The organism is Herbaspirillum sp. GW103 (assembly GCF_000261365.1).
Classification (GTDB): domain Bacteria; phylum Pseudomonadota; class Gammaproteobacteria; order Burkholderiales; family Burkholderiaceae_D; genus Herbaspirillum.
Window position 1 is genome coordinate 695,657 of sequence record NZ_AJVC01000006.1, and the last position, 15,795, is coordinate 711,451.

Below are 15,795 nucleotides of genomic sequence, written 5' to 3' on the forward strand. Positions count from 1 at the left end.
CAAATGTCAGTCCGCGCTACAGTCGTGTCTGTCTTTCAATGAGAGGAGCTTATGGACCTCGATCTGCATTCCCTGCAGGATGCCGGGCCCTTGCTGCTGCCTGATGCGGCGCCGGGCGCCGCGGACCAGGAGAGGGATGATCCGCGTTTCCAGGCCATGCAGCAGGAACTGTTGCAGTTGCTGGAGCGCTATACGACCGGTGCCGAGGGCATGCTGGCCACGGCCATTCCCAACATGGAAATCTATCGCATCACCTGCCCGACCGGCCCCAAGCACGCGGTGCAGAAGCCGGTTTTCGCGGTGATTGCGCAGGGTTCCAAGCGCATCTTCGTGGGCGACGAGATCTACGAATACGATCCCATGCACTACCTGGTGGCCTCGGTCGATCTGCCGGTGGTCGGCAAGGTCATGGTCACCAGTCCTGACGAGCCCTATCTGGGTTTGCGGCTGGAGCTGGATACCCAGGAAATCGGTGAGCTCATCGGCGATGAAAACCTGCCCGCCGCCGCCAGCCTGGGGGAGGGGGCGGCACGCGGGCTGTACGTGAACCGGCTCGACGTCGACCTGCTCGACGCGGTGCTGCGCCTGTTGCGCCTGCATGAAACGCCGCGCGATGTGCCGATCATGGCGCCCATGATACGGCGCGAGATCCTGTACCGGCTGTTGATGAACGGGCAGGGCGCGCTGCTGCGCCAGACCGTCTTGCAGGATAGCCAGATGAACCGCGTGGCCAAGGCGATCCGGCTCATCAAGGAGGGTTATGACCAGGCGCTGCGCATCGAGGATGTGGCACGCGAGGTGCACATGAGCGTATCTTCGCTGCATCATCACTTCAAGCTGGTGACGGCCATGAGTCCGCTGCAATACCAGAAGAACCTGCGTCTGCAGGAAGCGCGCAAGCTGATCCTCACCGCCGACGCCAGCGTGGCCACCGCTGCGCATCGCGTCGGGTATGAAAGTTCATCCCAGTTCAGCCGTGAATACAGCCGCCTGTTCGGCGCCCCGCCCCTGCGCGACAAGCGGCGCTGGCAGGAAGAGGAAGCGCCGGTCTTGTGAGCCTGTGAGGTATGCAATCGGGCAGTTGATTTATCCACACCCTTTTTTCGATTTGGAGAGAGCATGCACTATCGTCGCCTTGGCAAGAGCAATCTGAAGGTATCGGCCCTGTGTTTGGGGTCGATGATGTTCGGGGATCAGACCGATCTGCAGGAGTCCGGCCGCATCGTGGCCTCGGCCCGTGAGCATGGCGTCAATTTCATCGATACTGCCGACGTCTACACCAAGGGCAAGTCCGAGGAAATCGTCGGCAAGCTGCTGGCCGGACAGCGCCATGAGTGGGTGCTGGCCAGCAAGCTGGGCAATGCCATGAGCGGCAAGGCCAATGAGTCGAACTACTCGCGCAGCTGGATCGTGCGCGAGACCGAGAACATCCTCAAGCGCCTGGATACCGATTACCTCGACATTCTCTACATGCACCGCGATTACCAGGACGAGAACCTGGAGGAAGCCGTGCAGGCGCTGGGCGATCTGATCCGTGCGGGCAAGATTCGCGGTTTTGGCGTCTCCAATTTCCGTGGCTGGCGCATTGCCGAGATCGTGCGGCTGTGCGAGAAAAACAATGTGCCGTTGCCGCTGGTGTGCCAGCCGTATTACAACCTGCTCAATCGTCAGCCGGAAGTGGAAATCCTGCCGGCTTGCGCGCATTACGGTTTGGGCGTGGTGCCTTACAGCCCGATTGCACGCGGGGTGCTGACCGGCAAGTACCAGCCCGGTCAGAAGCCGCCCGAAAACACGCGCGCCGGTCGGGGCGACAAGCGCATGATGGAGACCGAGTTTCGCGAGGAATCGCTGCTGATCGCGCAGCGGCTGCAGCAGCACTGCGAAGCGCGCGGCATCAAACTGGGCCAGTTCGCCACCGCCTGGGTGCTGGCCAATTCGGCCATCAGCAGCGTGATCGCGGGGCCGCGCACGCTGGCGCAGATGGAGGATTACTACGATGCGGCGGACCTGAAGATCACTGCCGAGGAGGAAGCGCTGGTGGATAGCCTGGTGACGCCCGGGCATGCTTCCACGCATGGGTATAACGATCCGAATTATCCGTTCTTTGGACGGGTGGTGACCCGCTGAAGCCACGGAACGATTCTGGCATCACGCGAGCGGATCAGCGCAATGCCCCGATCCGCCGCGCCCCTTCCGCCTTGATCTGCTGAATATCCGTCCCCGGCACCACCAGATCCATCCCGATATGCTTCATGCGCTGGGCCATCTCCATGGTCCCGGCGAAGATCCCCGCGTATTTGCCCAGCCTGCGCGCCAGCGCCAGCAGATGGTCGATGGCGTCATTGAGGCGCACGTCGTCGTAGGCATCGGGCGCCAGGCCCAGTTCGATGGCCAGGTCGCTGGGGCCGATGAAGATGCCGTCCAGGTCAGGGGTCTGCAGGATCGCTTCGGCGTTGGCATAGCCTTCGCGGGTCTCGATCATGGCCAGGGTCAGAATGGTGGCGTTGGCGTGCGCAAAGTAGTCCGCTCCGCCATACAGGAAGCCGCGCGCCGGGCCATAGCTGCGTCCGCCGCGCGGGGAATAATGGCAGGCCCGCACGAAGCGCTCGGCGTCGGCCGCCGTGTTGATGAGCGGACAGATCACACCATAGGCACCGGCGTCGAGCAGCTTGTTGATTTCTCCCAGGCTGTTTTCGGAGCAGCGCACCAGCGGTATGGCGGGCGTGCCGGAGATGGCCTGCAGCATCGGCAGCGCCGATTCGATCGAGAAGGGACCGTGCTGCAGATCCACCGTCACCGCATCGTAGCCGCTGTGCCCCAGCACCTCGGCCAGCAGCGAATTGCCCATCGATACCCAGCCCGAGAGGGCCAGTTGCTGTTGCGCGAAGAGGGTGCGCAGCCGGTTTTCCCGCATCGTTCGTCTCCCGTGGATAGGCCAGCGCAGATGCTGGCGATGTGCCATGTTAAGTCCGAATGCGGGCGCCTGAGATGAAACTTCTTCAGGCGCGGTACCGGAAGGGCGCATCGTCGATGGCGCGCCGGCGGCCGGCGATCTGGTCGGCCACCAGCGCCGCACTGCCGCAGGCCAGCGTCCAGCCCAGCGCACCCTGGCCAATGTTGAGATGCAGATTCTCCACCGGCGATGCGCCGACGATGGGCACGCCGCTCGGCGTGGCCGGCCGAAATCCCGTCCACGGCGACAGCGTCGCATCCTCGCCCAGCGCGCAGCCGGGGAAGAGCTCGCGCAGGCCATTCTTCAGTTCCTCGATGGCCGAGGGCGGGATGCGGGCGTCGCGGCCCACCAGCTCGATGCGGCCCGCCACGCGCAGCCGTTGGCCGAGGCGTGCATAAACGATCTTCCTGGCGATGTCGGTGATGGACACCTGAGGTGCCGCGGCGCGGCTGGCCTCATCCTCCAGCGGCACGGTGATGCTGTAGCCCTTGAGTGGATAGAGTGGCAGGCGCAGATCCACCAGGCGCGCGAAGTCCGCGCTATCGGCACCCAGTGCCAGCACGAAACGGTCGGCAGCAATCCATTGGCCACCGGCCTGCACCGCGCGCAGGGCACGCCCTTCGCGGCGTACGGCATCAACGCGGGCAGCGCCGATGAAACGGAAATCCGGATGCGCCTGCATGGTTTCGACCAGGGCGCGGCAGAATTGCGGACAATCGCCCGCCTCTTCACTGGGCGTGTAAACCCCGCCAACCCAGTCGCGCTGTGAGTGGCCCAGGGCCGGTTCGATGCGGATGCACTCGGCCGCGCTGAGTACCTCTTGCCGGCAGCCATGCTGCGCCTGGAATTGCACCTGCTGCGCAGCCGCCTCCAGCCCTTGTGCATCGGTAAACATGACCAGCTTGCCGGAACGCTGATGATCGAAGGACAGCTGCAGGCCGGCATTCCATTGGGTGAGCTGGTCGCGACTGTAGAAGGCCAGTTGCAGCAGGTCGATGGTGGTCTGGCGTACGCGCTGCGCATTGCAGCAGCGCAGGAACTGCAGCAGCCAGCGATATTGGGCGCTATCGGCGGTCGGCTTGATGGTCAGCGGCGAATCCTTGCTGAACAGGTAGTATGCCCATTTGGTCCACACTGAGGGATCGGCCAGGGGGGCCACGTAGGAATAGCTGAGCTGGGCACCATTGCCCTGGCTGGTGCCCTCGCCGGGTTGGTCGCGGGCATCGATGAGGCTGACCTGATGGCCATCCTGCAGGAGACGGTAGGCAGTGGTCACGCCGATCACGCCGGCGCCCAGTACGCAGATTTGCATGGTGTTTCGTTGAAGTCAGTCAGGAACCGCGCGGCGCAGGGCCTGTAGCGGATCAGCAGCAGACTACCGAAGAGCCGCTCGGGTGTCACATGCCGAATCGGCATGATCTTTTTGCGTGGGCGCAAAAGCGTTTTGCGATGGACGATAGCCGGTGTCGGCCCATGCTGCGCTACAATAGCGCCCGATGCAGGCCAGACAGCCGCTGGCCGTCTTCGCAAGGAGGCGGCGGGAGGAAGGTCCGGACTCCACAGAGCAGGGTGACGGTTAACGGCCGTCCGCTGAAAGCCGGCGCAAGCCGGTATAAGGCGAGGAACAGGGCCACAGAGACGAGCGTATTCAGTTACGGTGAAACGCGGTAACCTCCACCCGGAGCAATTTCAAATAGGCACGCGTTGATGTGGCTCGCGGAGCGTGCGGGTAGAAAGCTTGAGCGGCGGAGCGATCCGTCGCCTAGAGGAATGGCTGTCATAGCGGGTTTCCCGCCGTAACAGAATCCGGCCTACCGGCCTGCTTCATTGAATTCGATTTTTTCTTCATTCTTCATAACAACACTGCGGCCCGTGGGCACTGCGGGCTCGCCAGAGACCCCAGGAGACCCATGAACCAAGCCGCCGCCCCCGTGGCATTCGAAGAACTGACGGCCGCCAACGGCCATCGCATCGGCATCGCCACCCTCGCTTCCGAAAAGACCCTGCATGCCATCTCGCTGGAGATGGTCAGGCTGCTCACGCCCCAACTGCAGCAGTGGCAGGCCGATCCGGGCGTGGCCATGGTGATGCTGCAGGCGCAGGGCGACAAGGCCTTTTGTGCCGGTGGCGACTTGCAGCAGCTCTATCGCTCCATGCGCGAACATCACGCCTCGCCCGCGCGCGAGGACATTGGCGCCAATTCCTACGCAGCGGAATTCTTCGAGCAGGAATATCGCCTGGATTATCTTGTCCACAGCTTCGCCAAGCCCATCCTGTGCTGGGGGCATGGCATCGTCATGGGCGGTGGTATCGGCCTGATGGCCGGTTGCAGCCATCGCGTGGTCACCGAAAAATCGCGTCTGGCCATGCCGGAAATCACCATCGGGCTCTATCCGGATGTGGGCGGCAGCTGGTTCCTGTCCCGCATGCCGGGCAAGAGCGGCGTCTTCCTGGCGCTCACCGGTGCCAACCTCAATGCCAACGACGCCCTCTTCGCCGGCCTGGCGGACTATCGCGTGGCCCATGCCGCCAAGGCATCGGTGATCGATGCCCTGCTGATGCAGCCGTGGGGAGAGGGCAAGGATGCCGAGCTGCTGGATCGTGTACTGGGTGCGGCGCAGGCTTCTTGCTCGTCGCAAGGCACGGCATCGTTTGCGGCCTCCAGCCTGCGTACGCATTTCGACCTGATCGAGTCCCTCTGCCGTCGGCCCACCTTGCCGGAAATCGTCGAGGGCATTCTGAGCTTGCAGACCGAGGATGCCTGGCTGAGCAAAGCCCAGGCTACCCTGCGGGCCGGCTCACCCGGTTCGGCCTGGCTGGGCTATGCCCTGCAGAAGCGTGTGCGTCCGCTGTCGCTGGCGGAGGTGTTCCGGCTGGAATTCGTGGTGTCGCTGCATTGCGCGGCACGCCCCGATTTCGTCGAGGGCATCCGCGCGCTGATCATCGAGAAGGACCAGAAACCACAATGGAATCCGGCCTCTCTGGCCGCAGCCACGCCGGCATGGGTAGAGGGATTCTTTGCCGATCCCTGGTCGCGCCAGGCGCATCCGCTGGCCGACCTGGGCGCCTGAATCGCTTCAGGTCGACGCCGGTCGGGTCGACGGACGGTCCGTGCTTACAGGCCCAGTTCGGACAGGCCGGGATGGTCGTCCGGACGCGGGCCTGAGCGGTCCCAGTGGAATTTGCGTTCCGCTTGCCTGATCGGCAGATCATTGATGGAAGCATGGCGCAGGCGCATCAGTCCATGCTCGTCGAATTCCCAGTTCTCGTTGCCATAGGAGCGGAACCAGCTCCCCGAATCGTCGTGCCATTCGTAGGCGAAGCGCACGGCGATGCGGTTGTCTTCGTGCGCCCAGACTTCCTTGATGAGTCGGTAATCCAGCTCGCGCGCCCATTTGCGGGTGAGGAAGGCGACGATCTCGGCGCGTCCGTGGACGAAGTCGGCGCGGTTGCGCCAGCGGCTGTCTTCGGTATAGGCCAGCGAGACGCGCTGCGGATCGCAGGAATTCCAGGCATCTTCGGCAGCGCGCGCCTTCATGGCGGCCGTCTCACGGGTGAACGGGGGCAGCGGTGGACGCTGGGCGGGGCTATTCATCGACAGTCTCCTTGGGTGTGCCGGATGGGCCGGCTGTTCATGGTCTACGACGGGACGGCAAGCGGGAATGCGGCTGTATGGAGCGATGGATCGAAAAAATTCTAGGCGCTGCGCCGGACCTTGGCAAACAAAGCCGGCCTGTGCGGGAGACCGTCATTGCTGTGCGTTGCACGCCAACGGGCAACTGTGCTGGAGGGACATCGCTCTGCGGTGTGGCCCTCAAGAGAAGCGATGAGGAAGAAGAAACGAGCGGGAAGGCGAGGAGGGGGAGGGACGGCCGATCCTGTCGAATCGGCCTCGATTTGAATGCCCTGAACCTGGTTGAGGGCATTCAAATGCGTGAAGCGTGAAATTATTTCTTCTTCTTGTTGACGGCTTCCTTGAAAGCCTTGCCAGCCGAGAACTTCACGGTGGTCGCAGCGGCGATCTTGATTTCTTCGCCGGTTTGCGGGTTGCGGCCGGTGCGGGCAGCGCGCTTGCCGGTCGAGAAGGAACCGAAGCCAACCAATTGCACGGTATCGCCCTTGGTCACGGCCTTGATGATGTTCTCGATGACGGAGTCCAGCGCGCGCTGGGCTGCTGCCTTGGAGATCTCGGTGTCGGCGGCGATAACGTCAACCAATTCAGATTTGTTCACTTTTAAATTCCTTTCACTGTTAAGGTGCCCAGATTTTAGCACTGGAATGAGCCGGATCCGCAAGCCCTATCTGCGTTTTCAGCCGATAGGGCCTGGTCGGAACCAGCCTTGATTGAAAAAAATCGACGTGCTTTTCAACACCCGCAAACGGGCCATGCCGGCCGCGTTTTTGCGTATCGATCTTCCCAAAGACACGGATAGTAAAAGGTGCTCGCCGCCGAAGTCAAAACAAAAACGCTTCCTGCCATTCATTTGACGAAGAATTTCATGAAGTTTCGGGATCACAAGCGTTCTTGCCTCATCTGCTGAGGCGCTTGCCCCGCAGGGCAATGCCCTCGTTGTCAGGGTGACGATGCAGGGCGAGGCATGCTCCGGACTGCCCCAAACGGATATTTCTTGTCCATTTTCGCGCCATCCGGTGAACTTAAGTTGCACTGCAAAATCCATGTCCTTTGGTTCAGTTCACTCGCAAATCCTGCGCTTTCCTGCTCCAGTCGTTTTCCCTCTCCCTGCTGCCCCGAAATCGGGCAGACCGCCGCGTCCATGCGCCGCAAATCCGCGCCGTTGCGCAATTCTGGCGCGAAACACATGTGTATAGCTCAGGTTGCACCTTCAATGTAAATGCTAAGTCCTTCATTTTCTTCACAAATGTTATGAAGAGGGTGTTTTAAGGAAGTGCGCTAAGTCTTTGACTTTATTAGCAAAATCGCGGTTTTTCGCAACGTATACCGCTTGACCTGCAATAGTGCATCCACTAAAGTGGGCGGCAGTGTCAAAAAGTGTTTTTTTGTGGGGCATTTGTGGTGTCATTTGCATTTGCCCGGCACGACACGGCACCCGATCAGCAATCTCACTCGCCGCAGGCGAAGGAAAAACACAGTGTTCCAGGGCGCGTCAGCACTCAATCTCGATGCCAAAGGACGGATGACCATTCCGGCCAAGCATCGTGACGCCCTGATTGTGCAGTGCGAAGGACGCGCCACCGTGACGCGCCATCCGCATGGCTGCCTGTTGTTCTTTCCGCGCCCGACCTGGGAGACGCATCGCGAGCAGATCGCCAACTGGCCGATGTCGGCCCGTGCCTGGCAGCGCATCTTCCTGGGCAATGCCCAGGACGTGGAGCTCGACAGTGCCGGCCGCATCCTGATTGCGCCCGAACTGCGCGCGGCCGTGGGCTTGCAGCGTGATGTGATGTTGTTGGGCATGGGTAGTCATTTCGAAATCTGGGATGCCGTCAAGCTGGCCGAGAGTGAAGCCGAGGCCGTGGCGGGTGGCATGCCGGATGTGTTGAGCAACTTTTCCTTCTGACGGCCGGACAAGATGAATCTGCAACCGGTGCCCGAGCTGCAGCACCGCACCGTGCTGTTGGAAGAAGCCGTGGACGCGCTGGCCATCAGTGGTGAGCGCGCCAATGGCATTTACCTGGACGGAACCTTCGGCCGTGGCGGTCATAGCCGTGCCATCCTTTCCAGGCTGGGCCCGCAAGGGCGTCTGATCGCATTTGACAAGGACCCGTTGGCCATCGCCACGGCGCAGAAGATTGACGATGCCCGCTTCGAGATCGTGCACGACAGCTTCGCGACCATGGACGAGGCGCTGGCCGCACGCGGCATCGCGCAGGTCGACGGGGTATTGATGGATTTGGGCATCTCGTCGCCGCAGGTGGATGACGCCGCGCGCGGCTTCAGTTTCCGTCTTGATGGCCCGCTGGACATGCGCATGGATACCACCCGTGGCGTGTCGGCAGCGGAATGGCTGGCAACGGCAGATGAACAGCAGATTGCAAAGGTGATACGAGATTATGGGGAAGAACGGTTTGCTCTTCAGATTGCAAAGAAGATTGTTGCTGGCCGGGCAATCGAGCCAATTTCAAGCACACGACAGCTTGCCGCGCTCGTGGCACAAGCCGTCAAAACCCGCGAGAAAGGCAAAGACCCGGCCACTCGTACCTTTCAGGCTGTACGGATTTTCGTCAATCAAGAGCTTGAAGAACTCGAAGTAGGACTGGACAAGGCATTTGCCCAGATGGCGCAGCACGGGAGATTGGTCGTGATCAGCTTTCACTCGCTGGAAGATCGCATCGTCAAGCAGTTCATGGCCTCCAAAGCCCATGCGCCGCAGCCTGACCGTCGCCTGCCGATCCGTGCCGTGGACCTGCCGCAAGCCCCGGCCCGCCTGCTGCCGCGCGTCATGCCCAGCAGTGCCGAAGTCGAATCCAACCCGCGTGCCCGCTCGGCGGTCATGCGCGGCCTGGAGCGCGTGATGCCGGTGTCCACCCGCACCACCGAAGGGGCGCCTGCATGACCGGGCGTCTGTGCATCCTGCTGACCATCATGCTGGTGGGTTGCGCGCTGTCCGTGGTGAGCGCCCAGTACAAGGCCCGCAGCCTCTTCATCGAGCTGGAGCGCGCCCAGAGCGCGGCGCGCCAGCTCGACGTCGATTGGGCGCAGTTGCAGCTGGACCAGTCCACGCTGGGCAAGAATGCCCGCATCGAGGAGCTGGCACGGCGTGATCTGGGCATGGTCCCGGTCACCGCCGCCCGTACCCAATACCTCACCGTGGGGGTGCCATGACCAAGATGCCCCCGCGTACCAATCTGACCGGCGCTCGCGTGGCTGCCTCCAAGGGCGTGGCGTTTTCGTCCAATCCCATCCTGCAGGTCAAGCTGCCGGCCTGGCGCTCGCGCTTCGTGTTGTTCGTGCTGTTTGCCGCTTTCGTGGCGCTGGTCTTGCGCGCGCTGTGGCTGCAGGGCGTATCGACCGATTTCCTGCAGAAGCAGGGCGCCTCGCGCTACGCCCGCACCCTGGAAATGCCCGCCACGCGCGGCAAGATCCTTGACCGCAACGGCCAGGTGCTGGCTTCCTCGGTGCCGGTCAAGGCGATCTGGGCCATCCCCGACGATGTGCAGGGCGCACCCAAGGACAAGCTGGTGCAGCTGGCCAAGCTGCTGGACATGAGCGATGCCGAGCTGCGCAAGAAGCTCGATTCCGATCGCAGCTTTGTCTACCTCAAGCGCCAGGTCGAGCAGGATACCGCCGACAAGATCGTCAAGCTGGGCATTCCCGGCATCCAGACCCGCAAGGAATACAAGCGCTTCTATCCCGAAGGCGAGGTGATGGCGCACGTGGTCGGCTTCACCAACATCGAGGATGCCGGCCAGGACGGCATGGAGCTGTCCGCGCAGAAGACGCTGGCCGGCGTGACCGGCAGCCGCCGCGTCATCAAGGACCGCCTGGGCCGTGTGGTGGAAGATATCGAATCGATCCGCGAGCCGCACGATGGCCGTGACCTGACCTTGTCCATCGACAGCAAGATTCAGTACATCGCCTTCACGCAACTGAAGGAAGCGGTAGAAAAATACAAGGCCAAGGCCGGCGGCATCATCGTGGTCGATGCCAAGACCGGCGAAGTGCTGGCCATGGCCAATCTGCCCTCCTACAATCCCAACGACCGTTCGGTGCTGACCGGGGCGCAGCTGCGCAATCGCGTGGTGACCGATACCTTCGAACCGGGCTCGACCCTCAAGCCCTTCACCGTGGCCCTGGCGCTGGACACGCATCGCGTGACTCCGTCCACGGTGTTCCAGACCGCGCCCGGCAAGATGACCATCGGCACCGCCACCATCGGCGATTCGCATCCCCACGGTCCGCTGACGGTGGCGCAGATCATCGAGAAGTCTTCCAACATCGGCACTGCCAAGATCGCGCTGGGCATGCCGGCCGAAGAGATGTGGGAAATGTTCACCACGGTCGGTTTCGGTCAGCAGCCCAAGTTCGGCTTCCCGGGGGCGGTGGCCGGTCGCGTGCGTCCCTACAAGTCGTGGCGCCCGATCGAGCAGGCCACCATGAGCTACGGCCACGGCATTTCGGTGTCGTTGATCCAGCTGGCCCACGCCTATCTGATCTTCGCCCGCAATGGCGACATCATTCCCTTGTCCTTCACCAAGGTCACCGATTCGCCCATCGGCCAGCGTGTCATCTCGGCCGATACCGCCCTGCAGATGCGTCGCATGCTGGAAACCGTGGTCGCTCCGGGCGGTACGGCACCGCAGGCCCAGGTGCCGGGCTATCGCGTCGGCGGCAAGACCGGTACCGCTTACAAGATCGAAAACGGCAAGTACGTGCGCAAGTACGTGGCCTCGTTCACGGGCATCGCCCCGATGTCGGATCCGCGCCTGATCATCTCGGTGATGATCGACGAGCCGCAAGGTCAGCACTTCGGCGGCCCGGTGGCCGGCCCGGTATTTGCCAACGTCGCCGCCAATGCCTTGCGCGCATTGAACGTACCGCCGGATTCCAGCGTGACCAACATCATCATTCCCAAAGAACCGCTTGAGGAGAGCATGTAATGTCCGAGCGCGTTCCCAGCCTTCAAGACATCCTCGCCTGGCTGCGCCAGGCGTCGCCGTCTGCGCAACTCACCTCGGATTCCCGCCGCGTGGCGGCCGGCGACGTGTTCTTCGCCTACGTGGGCGACGCCGATGGCCGCTCCTATATTGCCGATGCCGTCGAGCGGGGCGCGGCCGCCGTGCTCTACGAAGCCGACGGTTATACCTGGCCGTCCCAGATCGACGTGCCGCACCTGCCCCTGTCCGACCTGAAGGCGCGCGCCGGCGAGATCGCCGCCGCCTGGTACGGCCAGCCTGATCAGGCCATGTTGACGGTGGCCGTCACCGGCACCAATGGCAAGACTTCCTGCGCCTACTGGCTGGGTACCGCATTGTCGCGTCTGCCCGGCGCCAGCGCCGCCGGCGTGATCGGCACGCTCGGCGTGGGCAGCTTTGTCAATGGCAAGCCGCAAGGCTTCGAGGTCACCGGCTACACCACACCGGACGCCGTACTGCTGCAACGCAGCCTGTTCAAGTTGTCGCAGGGCCGCGTCGGTGCGCTGGCCATCGAGGCCTCCTCCATCGGACTGGCCCAGGGGCGCATGAACGGCATGCACGTCGATGTCGCCCTGCTGACCAATTTCACCCGCGATCACCTGGATTTCCACGGTGACATGCAGACCTACGAAGACGCCAAACGCAAGCTGTTCCAGTGGCCGGGCCTGAAGCACGCCGTGGTCAACCTGGACGACGGCATGGGCCAGCGCCTGCTGCCGCTGCTGGCCGAGCGCAAGCTGCCTGTGATCGGTTACGCCATCGCCGACGAGCAGGGCGGCGACACGCACGGCGTACCGACCTTGCGCGCCAGCCAACTGCGCAGCAGCCATACCGGCACCGCCTTCCACGTCGATTCCCCTTTCGGCAGCGGCCAGGTCAAGACCCAGCTGGTGGGACGCTTCAATGTCAGCAACGTGCTGGGCATCATGGGCGTACTGCTCACGCAGGGCGTGGCCTGGGATACCGTGGTCGCCGCAGCGGCCGCACTGACCCCGGCACCGGGCCGCATGCAGCAGTTCGGCGGTCCTGATGTGCCGCTGATCGTGATCGATTACGCCCATACCCCCGACGCCCTCGACAAGACACTGTCCACCCTGCGCCAGGTCGCCACCCAGCGTGGCGGCCAGCTGTGGTGCGTATTCGGCTGCGGTGGTGATCGCGATCCGGGCAAGCGCCCGCAGATGGGCCAGATCGCCGAGCAGGCCGACCAGGTCGTGCTGACCAGCGACAATCCGCGCAGTGAAGATCCGCAGGCCATCATCGAGCAGATCCGTGTAGGCATGAGCCGCGTCGAACCGGTGGTGCTGCCCGACCGCGCCGGCGCCATTCTGTGGGCGATCCGCCATGCCACCAAGGCCGATGTGGTCCTGCTGGCCGGCAAGGGACATGAGCCTTACCAGGAAATCGCCGGCAAGAAATTGCCCTTCCTCGACGCCGACCATGTCGCGCTGGCGCTTGCCGCGCGCTCGACCATGATGGGGGGCGCATGATGCGATTCGATTTCCGCCAGTTGCTGGAGTGGATCCGCACCGCCGAGCAAGCCGCCTCCGCACGCACCGTGCCGGGCGTGGTCAATGCGCCGGCAGGCGTACTCGAACTCAATGACGTCGTCACCGACAGCCGTGCGGTCAAGCCTGGCAATGTCTTCGTCGCCCTGCGCGGCGAGCGCTTCGATGCACATGATTTCCTCGATACGGTAGCCGTCCAGGGTGCTGCCGCCGTGGTGGTCGAACGCGTACCGCCAGGCCTTGGCGTGCCGGCCATCGTGGTGCCCGACACCCGCGCCGCACTGGGCCAGATCGCCCATGGCTGGCGTGTCCGGCATCAGATCCCGGTGATCGGCGTGACCGGCAGCAACGGCAAGACCACCGTCAAGGAAATGATCGCCGCCATCCTCGCGGCCGCCTTCGGTGAAGACGGCTACCTGGGTACGCGCGGCAATTTCAACAACGAGATCGGCGTCCCGCTGACCTTGTTCCGTCTGCGCGCGCAACATCAGGCTGCCGTCATCGAGATGGGCATGAACCATCCGGGCGAGATCGCCGTGCTCTCGCGCATCGCCGCGCCGACGCTGGGCCTGGTCAACAATGCCCAGCGCGAGCATCAGGAATTCATGGCCAGCGTGGAAGCGGTGGCACGCGAAAACGGCGCCGTGATCCGCCACCTGCCTGCTGACGGCGTGGCCGTGTTCCCGTCCGATGATGATTTCACCGCGCTCTGGCGTGAAGAGGCCGGTGCCCGCCGCGTGCTGACTTTCGGCCTGACTGCGCAAGCCGATGTCAGCGCCAGCTATCAGGCCAGCGCCTTCGGCAGTACCCTGCAGGTGACCGTGAAAGGTCTGGCCGTCCCGCCCGCGCAGTTCAAGGTGGAACTGGCCGCCGTCGGTGAGCACAACGTGCGCAATGCCCTGGCTGCTGCCGCCTGCGCGCTGGGTGCCGGCATCACGGTTGAGGCCGTGATACGCGGCCTGCAGAGCTTTGCCCCGGTCAGTGGCCGCCTGCAGCGCAAGCAAGCCCGCAGCGGCGCGCTGGTGATCGACGACACCTACAACGCCAACCCCGACTCCGTGCGCGCGGCCATCGACGTGCTGGCCGCCATCGACGGTCCGCGCGTGCTGGTGCTGGGCGACATGGGTGAAGTCGGCGACCAGGGCCCGCAGTTCCATGCCGAGATCGGCGCCTATGCCCGCAGCCGTGGCATTCCGCTCTTGCTCGGACTGGGCGAATTGACGAAACACGTCGTCAGTTCGTATGGTCCGGCGCTGCAAGGTGTAGCGCAGGCTACGCATTTCGACGATATCGCCGCACTCAATGCCGCGGTGGAAAAGGCTGCCCCGCAGGGGGCGACCATTTTGGTAAAAGGTTCACGCTTCATGAAGATGGAGCGAGTTGTACAGCATCTGGTCAACGTTGAATCACTCTCGCAACATCAACAGGAGACCCATTAGCATGCTGCTCTGGCTTGCACAGAATTTTCAACAGGATTTCGGCTTTCTGCGCCTGTTCAACTTCATCACCTTCCGCGCGGTCTTCGCCACGCTGACGGCGCTGTTGATCGGCATGATCGCCGGCCCTGCCGTGATCCGCATGCTCACCCGCATGAAGGTCGGCCAGGCCGTGCGCACCGATGGACCGCAGACCCACCTGATCAAGTCCGGCACCCCCACCATGGGTGGCGTGCTGATCCTGATCGGCATCGGCGTTTCCACCCTGCTGTGGGCGGACCTGTCCAACCGTTTCGTGTGGATCGTGCTGATCGTCACGCTCGGGTTCGGCGCCGTCGGTTGGGTCGATGACTACCGCAAGGTGGTCTATCGCGATCCGGAAGGCATGCGCTCGCGCGAAAAATATTTCTGGCAATCGCTGATCGGACTGGTGGCGGCGTTCTACCTGGCCTTCTCGGTTTCCGAAGTGAGCAACCTGAAGGTCTTCGACCTCTTCGTCGCCTGGGTGCGTTCCGGCTTCAGCCTGGACCTGCCGCCCAAGGCCGACCTGATCGTGCCCTTCTTCAAGACCGTGACCTATCCGCTGGGCGTGTGGGGCTTCATCGCGCTGACCTATTTCGTCATCGTCGGCACCAGCAATGCGGTCAACCTGACCGATGGTCTGGATGGCTTGGCCATCATGCCCACCGTGCTGGTGGGGGCGGCCCTGGGCCTGTTCGCCTACCTGACCGGCAACGCGGCCTACGCCAAGTACCTGTTCATCCCGCACATCCCGGGTGCCGGCGAACTGCTCATCTTCTGCGGCGCCATGGGCGGTGCGGGCCTGGCCTTCCTCTGGTACAACGCCTACCCGGCGCAGGTGTTCATGGGCGACGTCGGCGCGCTGGCACTGGGTGGCGCGCTGGGCACCATCGCCGTCATCGTGCGCCAGGAAATCGTGCTCTTCATCATGGGCGGCATCTTCGTGGTGGAGACGCTCTCGGTGATGATCCAGGTGGCCTATTTCAAGTACACGAAGAAGCGCTTCGGCACTGGCCGTCGCGTGCTGTTGATGGCACCCCTGCATCACCACTACGAACAGAAGGGCTGGAAGGAAACCCAGGTGGTGGTGCGGTTCTGGATCATCACCATGATGCTGGTACTGGTCGGCCTGTCGACCCTGAAGCTGCGGTAAACAGGCGATATGAAGAAAAACGGCGCCCCTTGTGACGAAATGCAGGAGGCGCCTTCGTGGTTGGCAGGGCTGGGCCCTGCATGGCAAGACCTTGATGAAGAAGTGAGT

The 15,795-nt window shown here is 63.1% G+C and carries 15 protein-coding genes and 1 other RNA gene; 11 read left to right on the top strand and 5 right to left on the bottom strand.

Translation table 11 applies throughout. The annotated features are described in order from the left end of the window. Positions 1-51: 51 nt before the first annotated feature. Both GWL_RS21695 and GWL_RS21700 read left to right on the top strand, forming a co-directional pair. Complete coding sequence (locus GWL_RS21695) at positions 52-1,056, top strand: AraC family transcriptional regulator (RefSeq protein WP_008334494.1); 1,005 nt, start codon at positions 52-54, stop codon at positions 1,054-1,056. Positions 1,057-1,119: 63 nt separating this feature from the next. After that, complete coding sequence (locus tag GWL_RS21700) at positions 1,120-2,127, top strand: aldo/keto reductase (RefSeq protein WP_008334504.1); 1,008 nt, start codon at positions 1,120-1,122, stop codon at positions 2,125-2,127. A 34-nt stretch (positions 2,128-2,161) separates the two neighbouring features. On the opposite strand, the gene GWL_RS21705 is transcribed toward GWL_RS21700, so the two are convergent. Both GWL_RS21705 and GWL_RS21710 read right to left on the bottom strand, forming a co-directional pair. Then, positions 2,162-2,914 (bottom strand): HpcH/HpaI aldolase/citrate lyase family protein, encoded by a 753-nt coding sequence (locus tag GWL_RS21705; RefSeq protein ID WP_008334506.1) that lies wholly within the window; start codon positions 2,912-2,914, stop codon positions 2,162-2,164. An 85-nt stretch (positions 2,915-2,999) separates the two neighbouring features. Then, entirely contained in the window at positions 3,000-4,265 is a 1,266-nt protein-coding gene (locus GWL_RS21710) for a D-amino acid dehydrogenase (RefSeq protein WP_008334508.1), read from the bottom strand. Positions 4,266-4,448: 183 nt separating this feature from the next. Between GWL_RS21710 and rnpB the strand changes: the two genes are divergently transcribed. After that, positions 4,449-4,783, top strand: an RNA gene (gene rnpB, locus GWL_RS22800) — RNase P RNA component class A. Between the two features lie 80 nt (positions 4,784-4,863). Next, complete coding sequence (locus GWL_RS21715) at positions 4,864-6,024, top strand: enoyl-CoA hydratase/isomerase family protein (RefSeq protein WP_008334511.1); 1,161 nt, start codon at positions 4,864-4,866, stop codon at positions 6,022-6,024. 44 nt (positions 6,025-6,068) lie between these two features. Here the strand turns inward: GWL_RS21715 and GWL_RS21720 are convergent, their stop codons facing one another. From GWL_RS21720 to GWL_RS23555, 3 genes are all read right to left on the bottom strand, one after another. Next, a complete protein-coding gene (locus GWL_RS21720) occupies positions 6,069-6,548 on the bottom strand; it encodes a nuclear transport factor 2 family protein (RefSeq protein ID WP_008334513.1) in 480 nt (159 codons plus the stop codon). A 352-nt stretch (positions 6,549-6,900) separates the two neighbouring features. Further along, complete coding sequence (locus GWL_RS21730) at positions 6,901-7,185, bottom strand: HU family DNA-binding protein (RefSeq protein ID WP_006465510.1); 285 nt, start codon at positions 7,183-7,185, stop codon at positions 6,901-6,903. Between the two features lie 78 nt (positions 7,186-7,263). Beyond that, a complete protein-coding gene (locus tag GWL_RS23555) occupies positions 7,264-7,632 on the bottom strand; it encodes a hypothetical protein (RefSeq protein ID WP_157174308.1) in 369 nt (122 codons plus the stop codon). A 432-nt stretch (positions 7,633-8,064) separates the two neighbouring features. Between GWL_RS23555 and mraZ the strand changes: the two genes are divergently transcribed. Genes mraZ through mraY form a run of 7 tightly spaced genes read left to right on the top strand, consistent with a single transcriptional unit; the run spans position 8,065 to position 15,687 of the window. After that, positions 8,065-8,493 (top strand): division/cell wall cluster transcriptional repressor MraZ, encoded by a 429-nt coding sequence (mraZ, locus tag GWL_RS21735; protein WP_006465511.1) that lies wholly within the window; start codon positions 8,065-8,067, stop codon positions 8,491-8,493. Between the two features lie 12 nt (positions 8,494-8,505). Further along, positions 8,506-9,489 carry a 16S rRNA (cytosine(1402)-N(4))-methyltransferase RsmH gene (gene rsmH, locus GWL_RS21740; RefSeq protein ID WP_008334517.1) on the top strand — a complete coding sequence of 328 codons (984 nt, stop codon included), beginning with the start codon at positions 8,506-8,508 and terminating at the stop codon, positions 9,487-9,489. Next, positions 9,486-9,758 carry a cell division protein FtsL gene (ftsL, locus tag GWL_RS21745; protein WP_008334519.1) on the top strand — a complete coding sequence of 91 codons (273 nt, stop codon included), beginning with the start codon at positions 9,486-9,488 and terminating at the stop codon, positions 9,756-9,758. The genes rsmH and ftsL overlap by 4 nt, the downstream gene beginning before the upstream one ends. After that, positions 9,755-11,533: a penicillin-binding protein 2 gene (locus tag GWL_RS21750; protein WP_008334521.1), complete on the top strand. Its 1,779-nt coding sequence runs from the start codon at positions 9,755-9,757 to the stop codon at positions 11,531-11,533. The genes ftsL and GWL_RS21750 overlap by 4 nt, the downstream gene beginning before the upstream one ends. Continuing rightward, positions 11,533-13,059 carry a UDP-N-acetylmuramoyl-L-alanyl-D-glutamate--2,6-diaminopimelate ligase gene (locus GWL_RS21755; RefSeq protein WP_008334523.1) on the top strand — a complete coding sequence of 509 codons (1,527 nt, stop codon included), beginning with the start codon at positions 11,533-11,535 and terminating at the stop codon, positions 13,057-13,059. Before GWL_RS21750 ends, GWL_RS21755 begins: the two co-directional genes overlap by 1 nt. Beyond that, positions 13,056-14,516 carry a UDP-N-acetylmuramoyl-tripeptide--D-alanyl-D-alanine ligase gene (gene murF, locus GWL_RS21760; protein WP_008334526.1) on the top strand — a complete coding sequence of 487 codons (1,461 nt, stop codon included), beginning with the start codon at positions 13,056-13,058 and terminating at the stop codon, positions 14,514-14,516. Before GWL_RS21755 ends, murF begins: the two co-directional genes overlap by 4 nt. Position 14,517: 1 nt before the next feature. Continuing rightward, the gene (gene mraY / locus GWL_RS21765; protein ID WP_008334527.1) at positions 14,518-15,687 is read left to right on the top strand and encodes a phospho-N-acetylmuramoyl-pentapeptide-transferase; all 1,170 of its coding nucleotides are present in this window, start codon (positions 14,518-14,520) and stop codon (positions 15,685-15,687) included. Positions 15,688-15,795: the final 108 nt, after the last annotated feature.